Genomic DNA, 18288 nt, shown 5'->3' on the forward strand with positions numbered 1-18288 from the left:
GGGCACCTCGATAAACTAGCGCTGCAAGTTTTATGGTGACTGTAGCCCGCACCCGGCGGCCTGGGAAGGGGGACCGCACCGCGGCGCCTGCAACAATGGGCGGTCACCCGAACGGACCGGAGGAGGCGACCGTGGCCCGACCGCGCACCCCGCTGCTCAGCCGCGGGCGGATCGTGTCGACCGCCCTCGCCCTGGTCGACGCCGAAGGCCTGGACGGGCTCTCCACCCGCCGCCTGGCCACCGAGCTCTCGGTCAGCGGGCCCTCGCTCTACAACCACTTCGCCACCAAGGACGAGCTGCTCGACGCCGTGGTCGACAGTGTGATGGGCGAGGTGGACCTGTCGATGTTCGACGCGCCGCGGTCCTGGCGGACGGCGCTGCGCGACTGGGCCCGCTCGTACCGGGCGGCGCTGGCCGCCCACCCCAACATCGTGCCGGTGCTGGCCCAGGGACCCGGCCGCCGGCCGAACGCGCTCCGGCTCGCCGACGCCGTCTTCGGCTGCCTGGTGGACGCCGGGTGGCCGCGCGGACAGGCCACCCGGGTCGGTGCGCTGATGCGCTACTTCATCACCGGCTCCGCGCTCGGCTCCTTCGCGGCCGGCTTCCCCGAGGACGCCCAGCTGTACGCGGCGCACTACCCGCACCTGGGCGAGGCGCACCTGCTGGCCGAGCACCGCCGCTCGATCGACGAGGGCGCGTTCGAGACCGGCCTGGAGGCGCTCCTGGACGGTCTCGAACTGCGCTACGCCCGCCTGAACGCGGGCTGACCCCGGCGCGCGGCCCGCCCGGCCCGAGGCGCGCGGCGGGCCTCAGCCCGCGACGGCCTCCAGCGCCCGGCGGATCTCGCCCGCCGGGTCGCCCTCGTGGTAGATCCGCTCGCTCGGCTCGATGCCGTCCAGGAACTCCTGGTAGCGGATCGCGTAGTACACGTGCATCAGCGGCGCGGCCAGCTCCAGCGCCCGCTCCGGGTCGCTGCCCGGCGCCAGCTCCCGCCAGGCCGCCACCCAGCGCCCGCGGGCCTCGGCCCAGCGCTCCGGCGACAGGAACGGCCGCGCCCGCAGGCCGTCGAAGGCCGGGTGGCCGAAGAACGCGTCGGAGAAGTCGATCGCCACCGTGACGCCGTCCCGGTGGCGCCAGTTGCCCGGGTGGTAGTCGCCGTGCACCGGGCTCTCCGGCAGCCCGCAGGCCGCCAACGCGTCGGCGATGCCGGGCAGTTGACCGGTGAGCGCGTGCGCCGCCGCCAGCTCCTCGGCGGACAGGTCGGTCACCTTGCCGCTCGCCAGCAGCTCGCCGAACGCGCCGGCCAGCGCGGCGGGCGTCCGGTCGCTCAGCGCCGGGTCGCGACGGCCGGCCAGCGCGGCCTGGGCGCGGGCGAGGTTCTCCACGGCGTCGAGCATGGCGTCCTCGGGCACGCCCCAGCAGTCCACGCCCGGCACCTGCTCCAGCAGCACCCGGTGGTCGTCCGCCGCCAGCACACCGGGGACCAGCGCCGGGTCGGCGGTGGCGAACAGCGCGATGGCACGGGCCTCGTCCACGCCGAACGGCGGCGTGGTCTTCAGCCAGACCGGGCCGTCGGCGGTCGGGATCCGGAACAGGCCGGAGAGGTTCCAGGTCTTCACCTGCTCCGCCGGGCCGAGCGCCGGGCGGCCGAGGGCGGCCAGCTCGGCCCCGGCCCAGTCGAGCGCGGCCCGCAGCCCGTCCGCCGTCGCCCACGGCAGGCGCAGCGGGTGGTCCGCCAGCTCGCCGTCCACCGGGGCCGGCTCCAGCTCGGCGGCCGGACGCTCCAGCGCCTCCACGTGGTAGCGGACCAGCCCGCCGCGGCCGCCCTCGCCGCCGTCCACCGACAGCAGCCGCAGCACCACCGCCGGGACGCCGATCCGGTCCGTCAACCCGTCCACCACGCACGCCGCTTCGGCCCAGTGCGGGGAGTCCACCGGGAACGGGCCGACCTCGCCCAGGAGTTCGCCCTGCCAGGTCACCACGGCGGTGACACGCCGTTCTTCATTCGTCTGCACCCGCGCATTCTCCGGGTGGACCACCCCGTCGGCCAGCGGTTTTCCACCCGGCCGGGCTCACCACGGCTCGCGGGTCAGGAAGGCGGGCCGCAGGTCCGGGTCCACCGGGTCGTAGTAGCGGTGGTAGACCGGGGTGAGGCCGCCGGAGACCGGGGGCACGATCCAGCTCCAGTCGGCGGGGGTGGGCCGGCCGAGCCGCTCCTCCTGGGCGATGTGCCGCAGGAAGCGCTCCGATTCGGTGTGGTGGTCGGCCATCGTCACCCCGGCCTCCTGGAAGGAGTGCAGCACCGCGACGTTCAGCTCGACCAGCGCGCGGTCCCGCCAGAGCGTGCGCTCGGAGGAGGTGTCCAGGCCGAGCCGCCGCCCGACCTCGTGCAGCATCGCGTACCGGTCGGCGTCCGCCAGGTTGCGGGCGCCGATCTCGGTGCCCATGTACCAGCCGTTGAAGGGCGCCGCCGGGTAGCGCACCCCGCCGATCTCCAGGGTCATGTCGCTGATCGCCGGCACCGCGTACCAGCGCAGCCCCAGCTCGGCGAACCAGCCGTGCTCGGGGTGGCGCAGGTCCACCTCCAGCACCGCGTCGTCCGGCACCTCGAACCAGCGCGGCTCCGCGCCCGGCCCGGGCTGGATCAGCAGCGGCAGGACGTCGAACCGGCCTTCGCCGCTCTTCCACTCCAGCGATCGGGCCAGTGAGGCCAGTCGCTCCCCGGCCGGGTCGCCGGTCCGGACGCCGTCCTCGTCCAGGTAGCCGGCGTAGCGCACCAGCTGGGAGTTGAGGATCCGGGGGGCCGGGCGGCCCGGCGCGTCCGGCGCGAAGACCGACACCACCGGGCGGATCCGGCCGCCGTTGGTGGCGGTGCGCAGGTGCGTGAAGCACTCCTGCGCCATCTCCTCCGGCCCGGTGACGTGCCGCAGGTCGCGCACCACCAGGCTGCGCCAGTACAGCCGTCCGATGCAGCGCGCCGAGTTCCGCCAGGCGATCCGGGCGCCGAACGCCAGCTCCTCGACGGTGTGCCGGTAGGTGCCGGTCCGCTCGATCTCGGCGATCACCTCGCGCAGCCGCGGCAGGGGGTCGCCGGCCGCGGGGGTCTCCTCGTGGAACTGGCGGACGAACGCGGCGGCCTCCGCGACCAGTCCGCGCTGCCCGGCGCCCCCGGGCGGTCCGGCGGCGTCGTGCACCGGGGGCACGGCGTGGTGCGGGTGGCCCGCCTGCTGGTGGTGGCCGAACGGACAGACCCCTGCCGGGGCCGGCTTGCGTGTACGAAGGCGACTGAAGATCAAGAGCACATCCCTCCCGAGTCACAGGAGTACCGGATGTGCGTGGTTGGGCGCAGAGAGTGAGCGATTCGGCCCACACCGCGCCCGCCCCGCCGCTAGGGTGTGCCCGACTCGCGGGCCGATCCCGTCCGGATCACCGCCCGGGCCGCTCCCGTCCGGTCACCCGCACGGCCGGGTCCAGGCACCAGGCGAGCAGGCCGGGCCAGGGGCCGTAGCCGGAGTCCGGGTTGAGGTGCGCCCCGCCCGGCACCAGGTCGGAGTCCAGGCCGAGCGGCCCGGCGTACGCGGCGAGCGCGCCGCCCGGGCAGTAGGGGTCGTCGTCGGCGGCGACCAGCCGCACCGAGGGGCCCGGCCGGAGGGCGGTCGGTGGGGCGAAGCCGGCGATCTCCGGGATGCCCGCCGTCACCTCGGGGGAGGGCGGCGCGATCAGCAGCACCCGCTCCGCCCCGGCCGCGACGGGCAGCCCCCGGTCCAGCGCGTGCAGCCACAGCAGGCAGCCGAGGCTGTGGCAGAGCACCGTCCGCCCGCCGGGCCGGGCCGGCAGCCGCTCCAGCTCGCCGAGCCAGGCCTCCAACCGCGGCTCGTCCGGGTCGGGGAGCTGCGGGTAGTCGACGTGGTGGCCGAGCCCGGTGAGCTGCCCGGCGAGCCAGTGCTGCCAGTGGTCGACGGGGCGGCGGTTCTGCCAGCCGTGCAGGATGAGGAAGTCCATGCCGACGATCTTCGGGGCCCGGCGCCGGTGAGGTCCAGCCCGATCGGCGCCGGGCGGTAAGGGTCCGGACGGCGCGGCTCAGCCGGCGGACGCCGGGCGGGCGAGCGAGAGGCCGAAGCGGCCCTGCTCGTCGGTCCACCACTCGGCGAGCCGCATACCCGCCGCCGCCAGCTCCGTCGCGACCCGCTCGCGCCGGAACTTCGCCGACACCTCGGTGCGCAGCTCCTCGCCCTCGGCGAAGTGCAGCGGCAGGTCGAGCTCGGGGATCTTCACGGTCTGGTCGCGCCGCGAGCGCAGCCGCATCTCGATCCACTCCTGCTCGGCGTCCCACAGTGCGACGTGCTCGAACTGCGCCGGGTCGAAGTCCGCCGACAGTTCCCGGTTGAGCACGTTGAGCACGTTGAGGTTGAACTCCGCGGTCACCCCGGCCGCGTCGTCGTACGCGGCGACCAGCACGCCGGTGTCCTTCACCAGGTCGGTGCCGAGCAGCAGCGCGTCGTCGGGCCGCAGCCGTTCGCCGATCCCGGCGAGGAAGCGGGCGCGTTCGGCGGGCAGCAGGTTGCCGAGGGTGCCGCCGAGGAAGGCGAGCAGCCGGGGCCCGTCGCCGTCGGGCAGGTGCAGGCCGTGGGTGAAGTCGGCGAGCACGGCGTGCACGCCCAGCCCCGGGTAGTCCTCGGTCAGGGCCCGCCCGGCCGCCTCCAGGGCGCTCTCGCTGACGTCGACCGGCACGTAGCTGTCGAGGGTGCCGAGCCCGCGCAGCGCGTCCAGCAGCAGCCGGGTCTTCTCGGACGACCCGGATCCCAGCTCGACCAGCGTCCGGGCCCGGCTGACCTCGGCGATCTCCGGGGCGCGGGCGACCAGGATGGAGCGTTCGGCGCGGGTCGGGTAGTACTCGGGCAGCCGGGTGATCTCCTCGAACAGCTCGCTGCCCCGGGCGTCGTAGAACCACTTCGGGGGCAGCCACTTGGGACTCGCGGTCAGACCGTTCTGGACGTCGTGGCGTAGCGCGTGGTGGAAGTGGTCGGCGGGCAGCAGTCGGGTGAGGTCGTATCCGGTCACGGTGGGGTCCTCTCGAGGGCGTGGGGTCAGTCGATCGGTCGGACGGTGCTGCCCGCTGCGGTGGCGAGCAGCAGGGAGCGGTCGGGCACCTCGGCCCAGTCGGGTCCGTCGTCGCCGGGCTCCGAGGCGACCAGCACGCCGCCGGCCGGCCCGGCGCGGTGGTACAGGGTGTCGCCCCAGGCGGTGGCGGCGATCGAGGTGCCGTCGGTGAGCAGCAGGTTGAGCCGGGCGTCGCCGTACTTGGCGGTCTCCCGGACGGTCTCCGCCAGCGCCTCGCCGGGTTCGGCGCCGCCCCGCAGCCGGTGCAGGACCAGGGCCCACAGCAGGGCCGAGTCGGTCCGCGCCTCCAGCGCCAGGAGTTCGGCGGGCGGCAGTTCGCCGGCCAGCGGCCCGTACCGCTCGGGCCAGCCGGGCAGCGCGCCGTTGTGGCTGAACAGCCACCGTCCGGCGGCGAACGGCGCGGCGGCCGCCTCGCCGGCCGCGCAGCCCTCGGTGGCGCTGCGGACGGCCGCCAGCAGCGCGCCGGTGCGCACCACCCGGGCCAGGTCCGGCAGGTTGGCGTCGGCCCAGATCGGGCCCTCGCGCCGGTAGCGGGCGGGCCGTTCGTCGCCGTCGGCGTACCAGCCGAGGCCGAAGCCGTCCGCGTTGACCGTGCCGTAGCGCTGCAGCCGGGGCGCCCAGGACTGCCGGTACAGTCCGTACGGCGGCTCCAGCACCAGCCGTCCGAGCGGCACCGGCGGCCCCAGGTAGGCGAGGTGGCGGCACATCAGCCGGCCTCCGCGTCCCGGGCGGTGCGGAACCCGGAGAAGATCTGCCGCCGGACCGGGTAGTCCCAGTTGCGGAAGGTGCCCCGGCAGGCGACCGGCGCCACGGCGAACGAGCCGCCGCGCAGCACCTTGTACTCGGGGCCGAAGAACACCTCGGAGTACTCCTTGTACGGCCACACCCGGAAGCCCGGGTAGCCGGTGAAGTCGCTCGCCGTCCACTCCCACACGTCGCCGATCAACTGCCGGACTCCGTAGGGGGACCGGCCGGCCGGGTAGCCGCCGACCGGGGCGGGCCGCAGGTGGCGCTGGCCGAGGTTGGCGTGCTCGGGGCCGGGCGACTCGTCGCCCCACGGGTAGCGGCGGGAGCGGTCGGCGACCGGGTCGTGCCGGGCGGCCTTCTCCCACTCCGCCTCGGTCGGCAGCCGCCGGCCCGCCCACCGGGCGTACGCGTCCGCCTCGTACCAGCTCACGTGCAGCACCGGTTCGTCGCCGGGCACGGGCTCGACCGTGCCGAAGCGGCGGCGCAGCCACTGCCCGCCCTCGCGCGACCAGAACAGCGGTGCCTCCAGGCCCGCCCGCTGCCGGTGCGCCCAGCCCTCGGCCGTCCACCAGCGCGGGTCGCGGTAGCCGCCGTCGGCGATGAACTCCTGGTACGCGGCGTTGGAGACCGGGGTGGTGTCCAGCCAGTACGCGGGCAGGTCGACCCGGTGCGCGGGCCGCTCGTTGTCCAGCGCCCACGGCTCGGTGTCGGTGCCCATGGTGAACGGCCCGGCGGGGATCAGGACTTCGGCGGGCAGCGGGCCGTCCGGCGCGGGCGGCGGCGGGGGAGCGGTCAGCACCGCCGGTCCCGTGCGCAGCTGGTGGGTGATCAGCATGGTCTCGTCGTGCTGCTGCTCGTGCTGGACGATCATCCCGAACGCGAAGCCGGCGTCCAGTAGCGGCGCGCCCTCCAGCGGGCTGGCCGCGAGCAGGTCGAAGACCCGGCCGCGGACCTCGTGCGCGTAGGCGCGGGCCTGGTCCGGCGGCAGCAGCGGCAGGCTCGGCCGCTCGGCCCGCGGGTGCTCGAAGGCGTCGTACAGCGGGTCGATCTCCGGGTGCATCGGATCGCGGCCGCCGACGTTGCGCAGCAGCCACAGCTCCTCCTGGTTGCCGATGTGGGCCAGGTCCCAGACCAGCGGAGACATCAACGGGGAGTGCTGGGCGGTCAGTTCGCCGTCCTCGACGCAGTCGGTCAGGCCGGCGGTGCGGGTCCGGGCGGCCTCCAGCTCGGCGGCGATCAGCTCGCGCAGCACGGCGGGGTCGGTGGTGTCGGCGTTCAGCACGGCGGCGCCTCCTCGGGCAGCGGCCGGGCGCCCGCCCGGACCGCGTCCAACTGGTCGTCGGCGGGGCAGCGGCCCCGCATCGGGTAGCGCTCGGCGAACTCGCCGAGCGCCCGCCGCAGCCGGCCGTCACCGTCCCGGCCGGCCCCCGTGCCGCCTTCCTCGCGCCGGGCCAGGGCCCGGTCGGCGGCGGCGAAGCAGGCGAGCGCGGCGCGGCGCAGTTCGGGGTCGGACATCCCGGCGCTCGCCGCGCGCTGCCACAGCGCGCTGCGCGGCGCCGCGTCCGGGCCGGGGTCGGGCAGCCGGTCCAGCGCCTCCAGGGCGGCGTCGGCGGCCCGCGGGTCGTCCAGCAGCGCGCCGACCAGCGCCAGCGGCACCAGCCAGCCCTCGCCCGGCTGGGCGTCGATCATGCGCAGCTCCAGGTGGCCGCGCGGGCGGACCGGCGGGAACAGCGTGGTGCGGTGGTACTCCAGGTCGGCCAGGGTGGCGGGCCGCTCGCCGGCGCCGCGCAGCCAGTCCCGGAAGGTCAGGCCGGCCGGCGCCGTCCACGGCAGGCCGTCGGGGCGGCGCACGCACAGCACCTCGGCGTCCAGCACGTACCGGGCCCAGGCGGTGCGCGGGTCGCCGTCCGGTGCCGGGGCGGTGGTGCGGCTCGCGTCCATCCGCGACCACACCATCTGCCGGGTGGACCGGTATCCGGTCGGACGGCCGTCCAACAGCGGCGAGTTGGCGAACGCGGCGACCAGCACCGGCCCCAGCAGGTGGGTGAGGCGCCAGCGCCCGGCGATCTGCCGCTCCGTCCCGGAGTCCACGCAGACCTGCACGGATGCGGTGCCCGTCATCATCACCCGGCCCCACGGGCCGCCGCGCTCGAAGTACTGCTCCATCGCGAGGTAGCGCGGGTGCGAGGCCTGCATCCGGCGCTCGCGGGCCAGCGGGTCGGTGCCGCTGCCGGTGAGGGTCAGGCCCTGGGTGGCGCAGGCCGCGCGGAGGGCCGCCTGGTCGGTCAGCAGCAGTTCGGCGCAGGCCCGGAGGGTCTCGGCGGGCGGGGAGCTGAGCTCGACCTGCCCGCCCGGCTCCTCGGTGAGCCGGGAGCCCGCCGGGAGCAGCGGGCCGTCGGGGTGCGCGGGCAGCGCCGCCAGGGCGGCCGCGACGCGCGCGGGATCGACCGGGGCCTCGGGACATCGGTCGTCGTGGACGAACCACTCCGCCTCCACCCCGACCAGCCGGGGAGGCCCGATCTTGAAACATATGCCGGCCAGATGTCGCTCCGCCGACGCCTCGGTCAGGGGCGTCACGCTCGGTTGCGACTGTTGCCGGTCCGTCGGCTGGTGCGGGCGTACGGGTATCACCGGACTCACCATCCCTCGGTACGCGATTGCGGCCCGGTACTTCCTGCTCAGTCTGCTACGGGCCAAACCTCGCCGCCGCTCAGCGGGCGTCCTGGCTGGTCAACCGGGTGAGAGCGGCTTGCAGGCGGGGTAGCGGGAGGGCGAAATTCAGCCGTAGGCAACCGGTTCCGGCCGACCCGAAATCGGCGCCGTCGGACAGCTCCACCTTGCGCTGCGTGAGCAGCCCGGCGCGCGTCCCCAGGGCGGAGCCGTCCAGCCACAGCAGGTACCCGGCGCGGGGCCGCACCAGCACCGCCGGGCCGAGCGCGGCCACCGCCAGGTCCCGAGCGGCGGTCAGGTGCGCCAGCACCCCCTCCAGCCACGGGCCGCCCTCCGCGAGCGCCGCGCGCTGCACCAGCGCCTCCAGCAGCCCGCCCTCCCACAGGCCGTAGCCCGCCATCACCCCGGTCAGCCGCGCCCGCAGCCCCGGGTCCGGGACCAGCGCGAAACAGCTCGGGACGCCGGAGGTGTTGAAGGTCTTGCCGACCGAGTTCAGCGTCACCACGTGCGGCGCCCCGCCCGTCACCGCGACCGCCACCGGCTGCGGCCGGCCCGCGTCCGGGTGCAGCAGGTCGCCGTGCACCTCGTCGGAGACCAGCAGGCCCCGGCACTGCGCCGCCAGCGCCGCGGCCGCCCGGACCTCGTCCTCGCGCCACACCGTGCCCGACGGGTTGTGCGGGCTGCTCAGCAGGACCGCGCCCGGCCGCAGCGCCGCGAACCCCGCCAGCGGCAGCCGGTAGCCGTCCGCGCCCCGCTCGAACGCGACCTCCCGGTGCGCGGACCCGGCCGCCCGGCACACCGCCGCGAACCCGCCCCACTCCGGCGACCCGGACACCACCGGCCCGGGCAGCGGGCCGGCGGCCTCCAGCAGCAGCCGCACCGCCGTCCGCACCCCGAACGGCATCAGCACCACCCACGCCGGATCCACGGCCACCCCGTGCCGCCGGCGGTACCAGCGCGCCACCAGCTCGCGGTCGGCCGGCTCCACCACCGTGTACCCGAGCGCCGGGTGGGCCGCCCGCCGCGCCAGCGCCTCGCCGATCGCGGCAGGCCCCGGCAGGTCCATGTCCGCCAGCCCCAGCGCGATCGCCCCGCCCGCGGCCCGCGCCCACTTCGCACTCCCGGTCCCCGCCCGGTCGAACCCGGTGTCCATCCGCCCATGCTGCCAGCTGCAGCGCCCGCGGGCCCGGTGATCGGCCCGGTCCGGAGGGCGTAGCCTGCGGGTGATCACTGTCGGAGTACGGGGGCGCACCATGCAGACGTCGGAACCGGTCGCGGGCGGGGAGGTCACCCTGTTCGTCGCCCGGAGCGTGGACCGCGGGCACGAGGAGGACTTCGAGCGCTGGGCGCGGGGGATCCTCGGCGCGGCGGCGGCGCACCCGGGCAACCTCGGGACCGGCCTGCTCCGGCCGTCGGCGCCCGGAGAGCCGTGGCACCTGCTGCTGCACTTCCGCGACGCCGAGGTGTTCAGGGCCTGGCAGGAGTCGCCCGAACGGGCCGCGTGCTTCGCGAAGGCGACCGGCCACCACGTCGAGGTCCGCCGACGCGAACTGCACGGCATGGAGGGCTGGTTCGCCACCACCCCGACCGGCGCCCACCGCACGCCGCCGCCGCGCTGGAAGATGGCGGTCGCCTCCACGGTGGCGATCGCCCCGCTCACCGTCAGCGCCAGCCTGTGGCTCAACCCGCACCTGGTCATGCCGGCGGCCGTCCGCTCGCTGGTGCTCGCGCCGGTGATCTCCACGCTGATGACCTACGTGGCCCTCCCCGCCGCCACCCGGGCGATGCGCCGCTGGCTCTTCCCGCGGCGGGGGGCCGACGCCGAGCTTTCGTAAAGTCTTCGTCAGATCATCCGCGATCGGGGCGAAACCCCTGGGGAATGCGACAACCGGTCAATATGATCCGCCCCTGACAATCCACCAGGACAACCCAGGGGGGACCGCTCCATGACCACCGATCACACCCGCCGTCGGACGGGTCTGCGGGCCGCTGCCGCCGTCTCGCTGCTCGCCGGCTCGCTGGCCGTCGGCATACCGGCCGCGCAGGCGGACACCGGCCCGAACGGCCGCGCCACACTGGAGGGCACCGCCCCGGAGTGGACCGCCGCCGCCTCCGACGCCGGCGCCACCGCCGGCTCCACGCAGGTCAGCGCCCGGGTCTACCTCGCCGGCCGGGACACCCAGGGCCTCACCGCCTACGCCTCCGCCGTCTCCGACCCGTCCTCGCCCAGCTACGGCCGGTACCTGACGCCCGAGCAGGCCGAGGCGCGCTTCGGCGCCACCCCGCAGCAGATCGCCGCGGTCACCGCGTGGCTGAAGTCCTCCGGCCTGACCGTGACCGGCGGCGACCGCCACTACCTCGCGGTCACCGGCGACGCCGCCGCCGTGCAGAAGGCCTTCGCCGCGCCGCTGCACGACTACCGCAAGGACGGCAGGACCTACCACGCCCCCGCGCACGCCGCCTCCACCCCGCGCGAACTGGCCGACGCGGTGCTCACCGTGACCGGCCTGGACGACTCGCCGCGCCGCGCCAAGCCGCAGGACACCCTGCCCGGCCCCGGCGACGGCTTCCGCAACGCGGGCCCGTTCTCCACCTCCTACGGCTCGAACGTCGCGAGCACCCTGCCGGACGCGTACGGCGGGAAGGTCCCGTACGCCGTGCGCGGTTACACCGGCAAGCAGCTGCGCGCCGCCTACGGCGCGGGCGGCTTCACCGGCAAGGGCGTGACCGTGGCGATCACCGACGCCTACGCCTCGCCGACCATGGCGGCCGACGCGGCCGAGTACGCCAGGCGCAACGGCGACCAGCCGTACCGCAAGGGCCAGTACACCGAGGTCCTCCCGGCCTCCTACAACAGCGTCGAGGACTGCGGCGCCTCCGGCTGGTACGGCGAGGAGTCCCTCGACGTCGAGGCGGTGCACGCGCTCGCCCCGGACGCCGACATCGTGTACGTGGCCGGCGCCTCCTGCAACGACCCGGACCTGCTCGACGCCCTCAACAAGATCGTCGACAGCCGGCTCGCCGACATCGTCTCCAACTCCTGGGGCGACATCGAGGCCAACGAGACCCCGGAGACCGCGGCCGCCTACGACCGCACCTTCAAGCTGGGCGCGATCGAGGGCATCGGCTTCTACTTCTCCTCCGGCGACGACGGCGACAACGTGGCCGCCCACGGCAAGAAGCAGATCGACACGCCCGCCAACTCCGCCTGGGTGACCGCCGTCGGCGGCACCTCGCTGGCCGTCGGCAAGGGCGACAGGTACCAGTTCGAGACCGGCTGGGGCACCGAGAAGGCCAACCTCTCCGCCGACGGCAAGAGCTGGACCGACTTCCCCGGCGCCTACACCAGCGGCGCCGGCGGCGGCACCAGCTCCACCGTCAAGCAGCCCTTCTACCAGCGCGGCGTGGTGCCGGACTCCCTGGCGAAGGCCAACGGCCCGACCCGGATGCGCACCACCCCGGACATCGCCGCGGTCGCCGACCCCAACACCGGCTTCCTGGTCGGCCAGACCCAGGCGTGGCCCGACGGCACCGTCTCCTACGACGAGTACCGGATCGGCGGCACCTCGCTGGCCGCACCGGTCATCGCCGGCGTCCAGGCCCTGGCCCAGCAGGCCCGGCACTTCCCGATCGGCTTCGCCAACCCGGGGATCTACGCCCGCTACGGCTCCCCGCTGTACCACGACGTGACCGACCACCCGCTCGGCGCCGACCGCGACCTCGCGGTCGCCCGGGTCGACTTCGTCAACGGCGTGGACGCGGCCGACGGCCTGCGCACCTCGGTCCGCACCCTCGGGAAGGACTCCTCCCTGCAGGCCGTCCGCGGCTACGACGACGTCACCGGCGTCGGCACCCCCGCCCCGGGCTACGTCGCTTCCTACGCCCTGCCCTTCTTCCGCCGCTGACCCCACCCGGGCGCCCGGACGGCTCCGGCCCCCGCCGGTCCCGTCCGGGCGCCCACCCCTGCGGCGGGCGGGACGGGAGCGGGGAACTCCCGGACCGGTGAGGCGTCGGCGCGCCGCGCCCAGCCGCCGACGACGCGGCCGTCCCACCCCACGGTGGGCCCGATGGTGCCGCTGCGGTCGAAGAGTTCCGCCCGCGGCTCCTCGGCCCGGTACCGGTCGCGGCGCCGCCGGCCCACCGGCGCGGGGCCGAGCGCGCGCACCAGCCGCGTGCCGACGGTCTGCTGCGTCCCGTACGAGGTGCCGACCCGGTACGGGATCTCCTCGCGGAGCTCGGGCACCAGCGCCCCGAGCCGTACGCCCGTCACCTCGCCGGAATCGGCCACGGCGGCGAGGACGCGCCGCTCGACCTCGGCGGTCCACTCCGCGGAGAGGCCGGGCCCGGCGAAGTCGGCGAGCACGCCGCGGCGTCCGCGGTCGGCGACCTTGAGCGTGGTGGAGGCGCGGACGGGCGGCGACGCCGCTCGCCGCCGGTCAACTGCACGACTGGGCGGGAACTCTGACACAGCGACGGGGCCGGTGGGAAGGTGCGTGCAGCACATCGTTGCCACAAGCGGGAGCGCTCCCACCGAATCCGGTCGAAGTCCTTGACGCGGATCGCAGGGCATGGCTTCATATCCGGTGTCCCCGGGCTGAGTTCGAGCTCGGGAACGGACAATAGATGGGAGCGCTCCCACAATCCGCTCCCAGCCGGATCCGTCCCCCACCCGAAAGGATCCCCCCAGTGTCGGCCCTTCTCGTCAGCCGTCTGAAGACGGCCGCGGCCGCCGTGGTGCTCAGCGCCACGGCCGTGCTGCCGATCGCCACGGCGCAGTCCGCCCACGCGGCCGCCCGCGTCGACAACCCCTACGTGGGCGCCGGGGTCTACGTGAACCCCGAGTGGTCCGCGCACGCCGCCGCCGAGCCCGGTGGCAGCGCGATCTCCAACCAGCCCACCTACGTCTGGCTGGACCGGATCGCCGCGATCAACGGCGTCAACGGCTCGATGGGCCTGCGGGCCCACCTGAACGCGGCCGTCGACCAGGCAAAGGCCTCCGGCAAGCCCACCGTCTTCCAGGTCGTGATCTACGACCTGCCGGGGCGCGACTGCGCCGCCCTCGCCTCCAACGGCGAACTCGGCCCCACCGAGATCGACCGCTACAAGAGCGAGTTCATCGACCCGATCGCCGCGATCCTGGCCGACCCCGCCTACGCCAACCTGCGGATCGCCACGACGGTCGAGCTCGACTCGCTGCCGAACCTGACCACCAACGCGGGCGGCACCCCCACCGCCACCCCCGCGTGCGACGTGATGAAGGCCAACGGCAACTACGTGACCGGCGTGGGCTACGCGCTGGCCAAGCTGGGCGCCATCCCGAACGTCTACAACTACATCGACGCGGGCCACCACGGCTGGCTCGGCTGGGACTCCAACCTCGGCCCGGTGATCGACCAGCTCTACCAGGCCGCCAACGCCTCCGGCTCGACCCCGGCGAACGTGGCGGGCTTCATCGTCAACACCGCCAACTACGGTGCGCTGAAGGAGCCCAACTTCACCATCGACGACACGGTGAACGGCACCTCGGTCCGCCAGAGCAAGTGGGTGGACTGGAACCGCTTCGTCGACGAGACCAGCTACGCCAAGGCGTTCCGCGACAAGGCCGTGGCCAAGGGCTTCGACTCCAACATCGGCATGCTGATCGACACCTCGCGCAACGGCTGGGGCGGCGCCAACCGTCCGACCGGTCCGGGCCCGAAGACCACCGTCGACGCGTACGTGGACGGCGGCCGGATCGACCGCCGCTTCCAGACCGGCAACTGGTGCAACCAGTCCGGTGCGGGCCTCGGCGAGCGTCCCACCGCCGCGCCCGACGCCGGCATCGACGCCTACGTGTGGGTGAAGCCCCCGGGCGAGTCGGACGGCGCGAGCTCGGCCATCGCCAATGACGAGGGCAAGGGCTTCGACCGGATGTGCGACCCGACGTACACCGGCAACCCGCGCAACAACAACAACATGTCGGGCGCCCTGCCGAACGCCCCGCTCGCGGGCCACTGGTTCTCCGCGCAGTTCCAGGAGCTGCTGAAGAACGCCAACCCGCCGGTGGGCGGCACCACCACCGACACCACCGCGCCGTCGGTCCCGACCGGCCTGGCCGGTACCGCGACCTCCAGCAGCGTGGCGCTGACCTGGGCCGCGTCGACCGACAACGTCGGTGTGACCGGGTACGACATCTACCGCGGCGGCGTGCTGGTGGGCTCCTCCACCGGTACCTCGTTCACCAACACCGGTCTGACCGCCTCGACCGCGTACAGCTACACGGTCCGGGCCAAGGACGCGGCGGGCAACGTCTCGGCGGCCTCCACCGCGCTCTCGGTGACCACCACCTCGGGCGGCACCGCCGACACCACCGCGCCGTCGGTCCCGACCGGCCTGGCCGGTACCGCGACCTCCAGCAGCGTGGCGCTGACCTGGGCCGCGTCGACCGACAACGTCGGTGTGACCGGGTACGACATCTACCGCGGCGGCGTGCTGGTGGGCTCCTCCACCGGTACCTCGTTCACCAACACCGGTCTGACCGCCTCCACGGCGTACAGCTACACGGTCCGGGCCAAGGACGCGGCGGGCAACGTCTCGGCGGCCTCCACCGCGCTGGTGGTCACCACCTCGTCCAACGGTGGCGGCAGCACCGGCTGCGCCGCGACCTACAAGATCAGCAGTGACTGGGGTGCCGGCTTCAACGCCGACGTCACCGTCACCAACACCGGCACCGCCGCCACCAAGGGCTGGAAGGTGACCTGGACCTTCCCGGGCAACCAGCAGATCACCAACCTCTGGAACGGCGTCGTGACGCAGAGCGGCCAGTCCGTGAGCGTCGTCAACCAGGGCTACAACGGCGCGATCGGGGCCGGCGCCTCGACCTCCTTCGGCTTCGGGGCGAACTACTCCGGTGCCAACGGCGTCCCGACCCTGACCTGCACCGCCAGCTGATCCGGCACGCAGCAGCCGACGGCCCGCACCCGCTTCCCCGGGTGCGGGCCGTCGCACGTTCGACCGGGCAGCACGTTCGACCGGGCAGCGCGTTCAACCGGACAGCAGGAAGGCCGAGTTGACCAGGGCGACATGGGTGAAGGCCTGCGGGGTGTTGCCCAGCTGCCGCCCCTCCACCGGGTCCCACTGCTCGCTGAGCAGCCCGAGGTCGTTGCCGAGCGCGACCACCCGGGTGAACAGCTCGCGGGCCTCGTCCCGGCGGCCGAGCGCGGCGAGCGCGTCGGCGAGCCAGAACGAGCAGGCCAGGAAGGCGCCTTCGGGTCCGGGCACGCCGTCGGTGCCGTTCTCGGTGGCGTAGCGGCGGACGAATCCGCCGTGGTCCAGGCCGGTGCGCACCGCCTCCACGGTGCGGGCCACCCGGGGGTCGTCGGCGGGCAGGAAGCCGGTCTTGGCGATGAACAGAGTGGCGGCGTCCAGCTCCTGGCCGCCGTAGCTCTGCACGAACACGCCGCGCCGCCGGTCGTAGCCGTGTGCGCAGACGTCCGCGTGGACCTGGTCGCGCATCGTCCGCCAGCGCTCCACCGGGGCGGGCAGGCCGGTGAGTTCGGCCATCTTCACGGCCCGGTCGGCGGCCACCCAGGCCATCACCTTGGAGTGCACGAAGTGCCGGCGCTTCCCGCGGACCTCCCACAGGCCCTCGTCCGGCTCCGACCAGTGCCGCTCCAGGAAGCCCATCAGGGTGCGCAGCAGGCTCCAGACCTGCCGCTCCATCGGGATGCCGGCCAGCAGCGCGAGGTGCAGGGTGTCCACCACCTCGCCGTAGACGTCGAGTTGGAGCTGGTGGACGGCGGCGTTGCCGAACCGGACGGGGGTGGAGCCGAGGTAGCCGGGCAGCCAGTCGGCCTGGGTCTCGGGCAGTCCGCGCTCGCCGGCGACGCCGTAGACCGCCTGCAGGTCGCCCGGGTCGCCGGCGATGGCGCGCAGCAGCCACTTGCGCCAGGCGGCGGCCTCCTCTCGGAAGCCGCCGCGCAGCAGCGCGGAGAGCGTCATCGAGGAGTCGCGCACCCAGCAGAACCGGTAGTCCCAGTTGCGCCTGCCGCCGACCACCTCGGGCAGCGAGGCGGTGGGGGCGGCGACGATGCCGCCGGTGGGCTCGTACGCGAGCGCCTTGAGGGTGATCAGCGAGCGCAGGACGGCCTCGCGCCACTCGCCGCGGTACTGGCAGCCGGCCGACCACTGCTGCCAGCCGGCCAGCGTCGACTCCAGCGCGGCGTCCGGGTCGGTGCGCGGGGTGGTGTGCAGGTGGGAGGGCTGCCAGGTGAGGACGAAGCGGACCCGCTCGCCGGCGCGCACGGTGAAGTCGGAGGCGGTGGCGCCGTCCTCGCCGTAGGTGTGGACGCCGGGCGGAACGCGCAGCCAGGCCGAGTCGGGGCCGGCCACGGCCACCCGGTGGCGCTCGGTGCGGCGCACCCAGGGCTCGACCCGGCCGTGGTTGAACCGCAGCCGCAGGTCGCCGCGGACCGGGACGGACCCGCTGATCCCCTCGACGATCCTGATCAGCTGGGGGACGCGGTCGCGCTGCGGCATGAAGTCGATGATCCGCACGGTGCCCTCGCGGGTCTCCCAGTCGGAGGCGAGGACCAGGCTGTCGGCCAGGTAGCGGCGGGAGGTGCAGGCGCCGGCGCCGGCCGGGGCGAGCCGCCAGCAGCCGTGCTCGGGGGTGCCGAGCAGGCCGGCGAAGCAGCTGGGGGAGTCGAAGCGGGGCAGGCAGAGCCAGTCGACCGAGCCGTCCCGGCCGACCAGGGCGGCGGTCTGCAGGTCTCCGAGAAGCGCGTAGTCCTCGATGCGTCCGGCCATCGCCCCCATTCTCCGACCCGCCGGGCCCGCCCGCCCGTTCGGTCCCCACCGCTTGCGGCAGGGTTCTCTGTTATAGGAAGATCTTTATGTCCTGTTGTCATTTTCCGGAAGGGGTGCCGTGATGCGGCGACCTAACTGGGTGCCCGCCGGAACCGACCTCGACAAGCCGAACGCGGCCCGGGTCTACGACTACTACCTGGGCGGTTCGCACAATTTCGAGGCCGACCGGGAGATGGCCCGCAAGGCGATGGAGCTCTGGCCGGACCTGCCGCGGATCATGCGGTCCAACCGGGCCTTCCTCCGCCGCTCGGTGCAGTTCCTCGCCGAGAGCGGGATCCGCCGCTTCCTGGACATCGGTTCCGGCATCCCGACCTTCGGGCCGGTGCACGAGGTGGCCCGCGGCATCCAGCCGGACGCCGAGGTGGTGTACGTGGACCGCGACCCGGTCGCGGTGGCGCACAGCCGGCTGATCCTGGCCGACGAGCCGCGCTGCCAGGTGGCCGAGGCCGACCTGCGCAACGTCGGCGACCTGCTGTCGAGGCCCGAGGTGGCCCGGCTGCTGGCGGCCGGCGAGCCGGTCGGGCTGATGCTGGTCGCGGTGCTGCACTTCGTCACCGACGAGGACGAGCCGGAGAAGCTCCTCGGCCAGCTGCGCGACGCGCTGCCGCCGGGCAGCGCCCTGGTGCTCTCGCACGCCGGCTCCGAGGGCCGCCCCGACCAGGCCGGCTCCCACCAGGACCTGTACAAGCGCACCCCGACACCGCTGACCATGCGCAGCAAGGAACGGGTGGCCGGGTTCTTCGACGGCTTCGAGCTGGTCGAGCCCGGCGTGGTCTACCTGCCGGAGTGGCGCCCGGACGACCCGGAGGGGGTCGGACCGCACCCCGAGCGGATGGCCGGACTGGCCGGCGTCGGATTCCTGTCGTGAGCGAGCGGCTGCCGGCGGACGGCGCGAGCGCCTTC

Annotated in this window: 15 protein-coding genes; 5 read left to right on the forward strand and 10 right to left on the reverse strand. The window is 74.6% G+C overall.

Translation table 11 applies throughout. The features are described from left to right. The first annotated feature begins 131 nt into the window (after positions 1-131). On the forward strand, positions 132-767 hold the full coding sequence (locus ABEB06_RS29605; protein ID WP_345699960.1) for a TetR/AcrR family transcriptional regulator: 636 nt from the start codon (positions 132-134) through the stop codon (positions 765-767). 42 nt (positions 768-809) lie between these two features. On the opposite strand, the gene ABEB06_RS29610 is transcribed toward ABEB06_RS29605, so the two are convergent. From ABEB06_RS29610 to ABEB06_RS29645, 8 genes are all read right to left on the reverse strand, one after another. After that, positions 810-2015: an aminoglycoside phosphotransferase family protein gene (locus tag ABEB06_RS29610; RefSeq protein ID WP_345699961.1), complete on the reverse strand. Its 1206-nt coding sequence runs from the start codon at positions 2013-2015 to the stop codon at positions 810-812. 57 nt (positions 2016-2072) lie between these two features. Then, positions 2073-3194, reverse strand: a complete 1122-nt coding sequence (locus tag ABEB06_RS29615) for a nitric oxide synthase oxygenase (RefSeq protein ID WP_425559810.1) — start codon at positions 3192-3194, stop codon at positions 2073-2075. Between the two features lie 232 nt (positions 3195-3426). Then, on the reverse strand, positions 3427-4002 hold the full coding sequence (locus ABEB06_RS29620) for an RBBP9/YdeN family alpha/beta hydrolase (protein ID WP_345699962.1): 576 nt from the start codon (positions 4000-4002) through the stop codon (positions 3427-3429). 78 nt (positions 4003-4080) lie between these two features. Continuing rightward, positions 4081-5061 (reverse strand): L-histidine N(alpha)-methyltransferase, encoded by a 981-nt coding sequence (egtD, locus tag ABEB06_RS29625; protein ID WP_345699963.1) that lies wholly within the window; start codon positions 5059-5061, stop codon positions 4081-4083. 26 nt (positions 5062-5087) lie between these two features. Next, entirely contained in the window at positions 5088-5828 is a 741-nt protein-coding gene (egtC, locus tag ABEB06_RS29630) for an ergothioneine biosynthesis protein EgtC (protein ID WP_345699964.1), read from the reverse strand. After that, positions 5828-7150, reverse strand: coding sequence for an ergothioneine biosynthesis protein EgtB (gene egtB / locus ABEB06_RS29635; RefSeq protein WP_425559716.1), 1323 nt, complete (start codon positions 7148-7150; stop codon positions 5828-5830). Before egtB ends, egtC begins: the two co-directional genes overlap by 1 nt. Next, entirely contained in the window at positions 7144-8445 is a 1302-nt protein-coding gene (egtA, locus tag ABEB06_RS29640) for an ergothioneine biosynthesis glutamate--cysteine ligase EgtA (protein WP_345699965.1), read from the reverse strand. The genes egtB and egtA overlap by 7 nt, the downstream gene beginning before the upstream one ends. 133 nt (positions 8446-8578) lie before the next feature. Further along, complete coding sequence (locus tag ABEB06_RS29645; RefSeq protein ID WP_345699966.1) at positions 8579-9691, reverse strand: aminotransferase class I/II-fold pyridoxal phosphate-dependent enzyme; 1113 nt, start codon at positions 9689-9691, stop codon at positions 8579-8581. A gap of 100 nt (positions 9692-9791) precedes the next feature. On the opposite strand from ABEB06_RS29645, the gene ABEB06_RS29650 reads away from it, so the two are divergent. Next, a complete protein-coding gene (locus tag ABEB06_RS29650; RefSeq protein WP_345699967.1) occupies positions 9792-10373 on the forward strand; it encodes an antibiotic biosynthesis monooxygenase in 582 nt (193 codons plus the stop codon). Positions 10374-10484: 111 nt separating this feature from the next. Then, positions 10485-12443, forward strand: a complete 1959-nt coding sequence (locus tag ABEB06_RS29655; RefSeq protein WP_345699968.1) for a S53 family peptidase — start codon at positions 10485-10487, stop codon at positions 12441-12443. Here the strand turns inward: ABEB06_RS29655 and ABEB06_RS29660 are convergent. Beyond that, the gene (locus ABEB06_RS29660; RefSeq protein WP_345699969.1) at positions 12416-12901 is read right to left on the reverse strand and encodes a DNA glycosylase AlkZ-like family protein; all 486 of its coding nucleotides are present in this window, start codon (positions 12899-12901) and stop codon (positions 12416-12418) included. The two genes, ABEB06_RS29655 and ABEB06_RS29660, sit on opposite strands and share 28 nt — an antisense overlap. Positions 12902-13161: 260 nt before the next feature. On the opposite strand from ABEB06_RS29660, the gene ABEB06_RS29665 reads away from it, so the two are divergent. Then, positions 13162-15468 carry a glycoside hydrolase family 6 protein gene (locus ABEB06_RS29665; RefSeq protein WP_425559717.1) on the forward strand — a complete coding sequence of 769 codons (2307 nt, stop codon included), beginning with the start codon at positions 13162-13164 and terminating at the stop codon, positions 15466-15468. A 93-nt stretch (positions 15469-15561) separates the two neighbouring features. On the opposite strand, the gene ABEB06_RS29670 is transcribed toward ABEB06_RS29665, so the two are convergent. After that, positions 15562-17325 carry a glycoside hydrolase family 15 protein gene (locus tag ABEB06_RS29670; protein ID WP_345699970.1) on the reverse strand — a complete coding sequence of 588 codons (1764 nt, stop codon included), beginning with the start codon at positions 17323-17325 and terminating at the stop codon, positions 15562-15564. Between the two features lie 121 nt (positions 17326-17446). Between ABEB06_RS29670 and ABEB06_RS29675 the strand changes: the two genes are divergently transcribed. Next, the gene (locus tag ABEB06_RS29675) at positions 17447-18253 is read left to right on the forward strand and encodes an SAM-dependent methyltransferase (protein WP_345699971.1); all 807 of its coding nucleotides are present in this window, start codon (positions 17447-17449) and stop codon (positions 18251-18253) included. The last annotated feature ends 35 nt before the right edge of the window (positions 18254-18288 follow it).

The organism is Kitasatospora terrestris (genome assembly GCF_039542905.1).
GTDB lineage: Bacteria > Actinomycetota > Actinomycetes > Streptomycetales > Streptomycetaceae > Kitasatospora > Kitasatospora terrestris.

Coding starts and splice junctions, on each gene's coding strand:
- ABEB06_RS29620 (WP_345699962.1), bottom strand. CDS start 4,002: ATGGACTTCCTCATCCTGCACGGCTGGCAGAACCGCCGCCCCGTCGAC.
- egtC (WP_345699964.1), bottom strand. CDS start 5,828: ATGTGCCGCCACCTCGCCTACCTGGGGCCGCCGGTGCCGCTCGGACGG.
- ABEB06_RS29645 (WP_345699966.1), bottom strand. CDS start 9,691: ATGGACACCGGGTTCGACCGGGCGGGGACCGGGAGTGCGAAGTGGGCG.
- ABEB06_RS29650 (WP_345699967.1), top strand. CDS start 9,792: ATGCAGACGTCGGAACCGGTCGCGGGCGGGGAGGTCACCCTGTTCGTC.
- ABEB06_RS29655 (WP_345699968.1), top strand. CDS start 10,485: ATGACCACCGATCACACCCGCCGTCGGACGGGTCTGCGGGCCGCTGCC.
- ABEB06_RS29665 (WP_425559717.1), top strand. CDS start 13,162: ATGGGAGCGCTCCCACAATCCGCTCCCAGCCGGATCCGTCCCCCACCC.
- ABEB06_RS29670 (WP_345699970.1), bottom strand. CDS start 17,325: ATGGCCGGACGCATCGAGGACTACGCGCTTCTCGGAGACCTGCAGACC.
- ABEB06_RS29675 (WP_345699971.1), top strand. CDS start 17,447: ATGCGGCGACCTAACTGGGTGCCCGCCGGAACCGACCTCGACAAGCCG.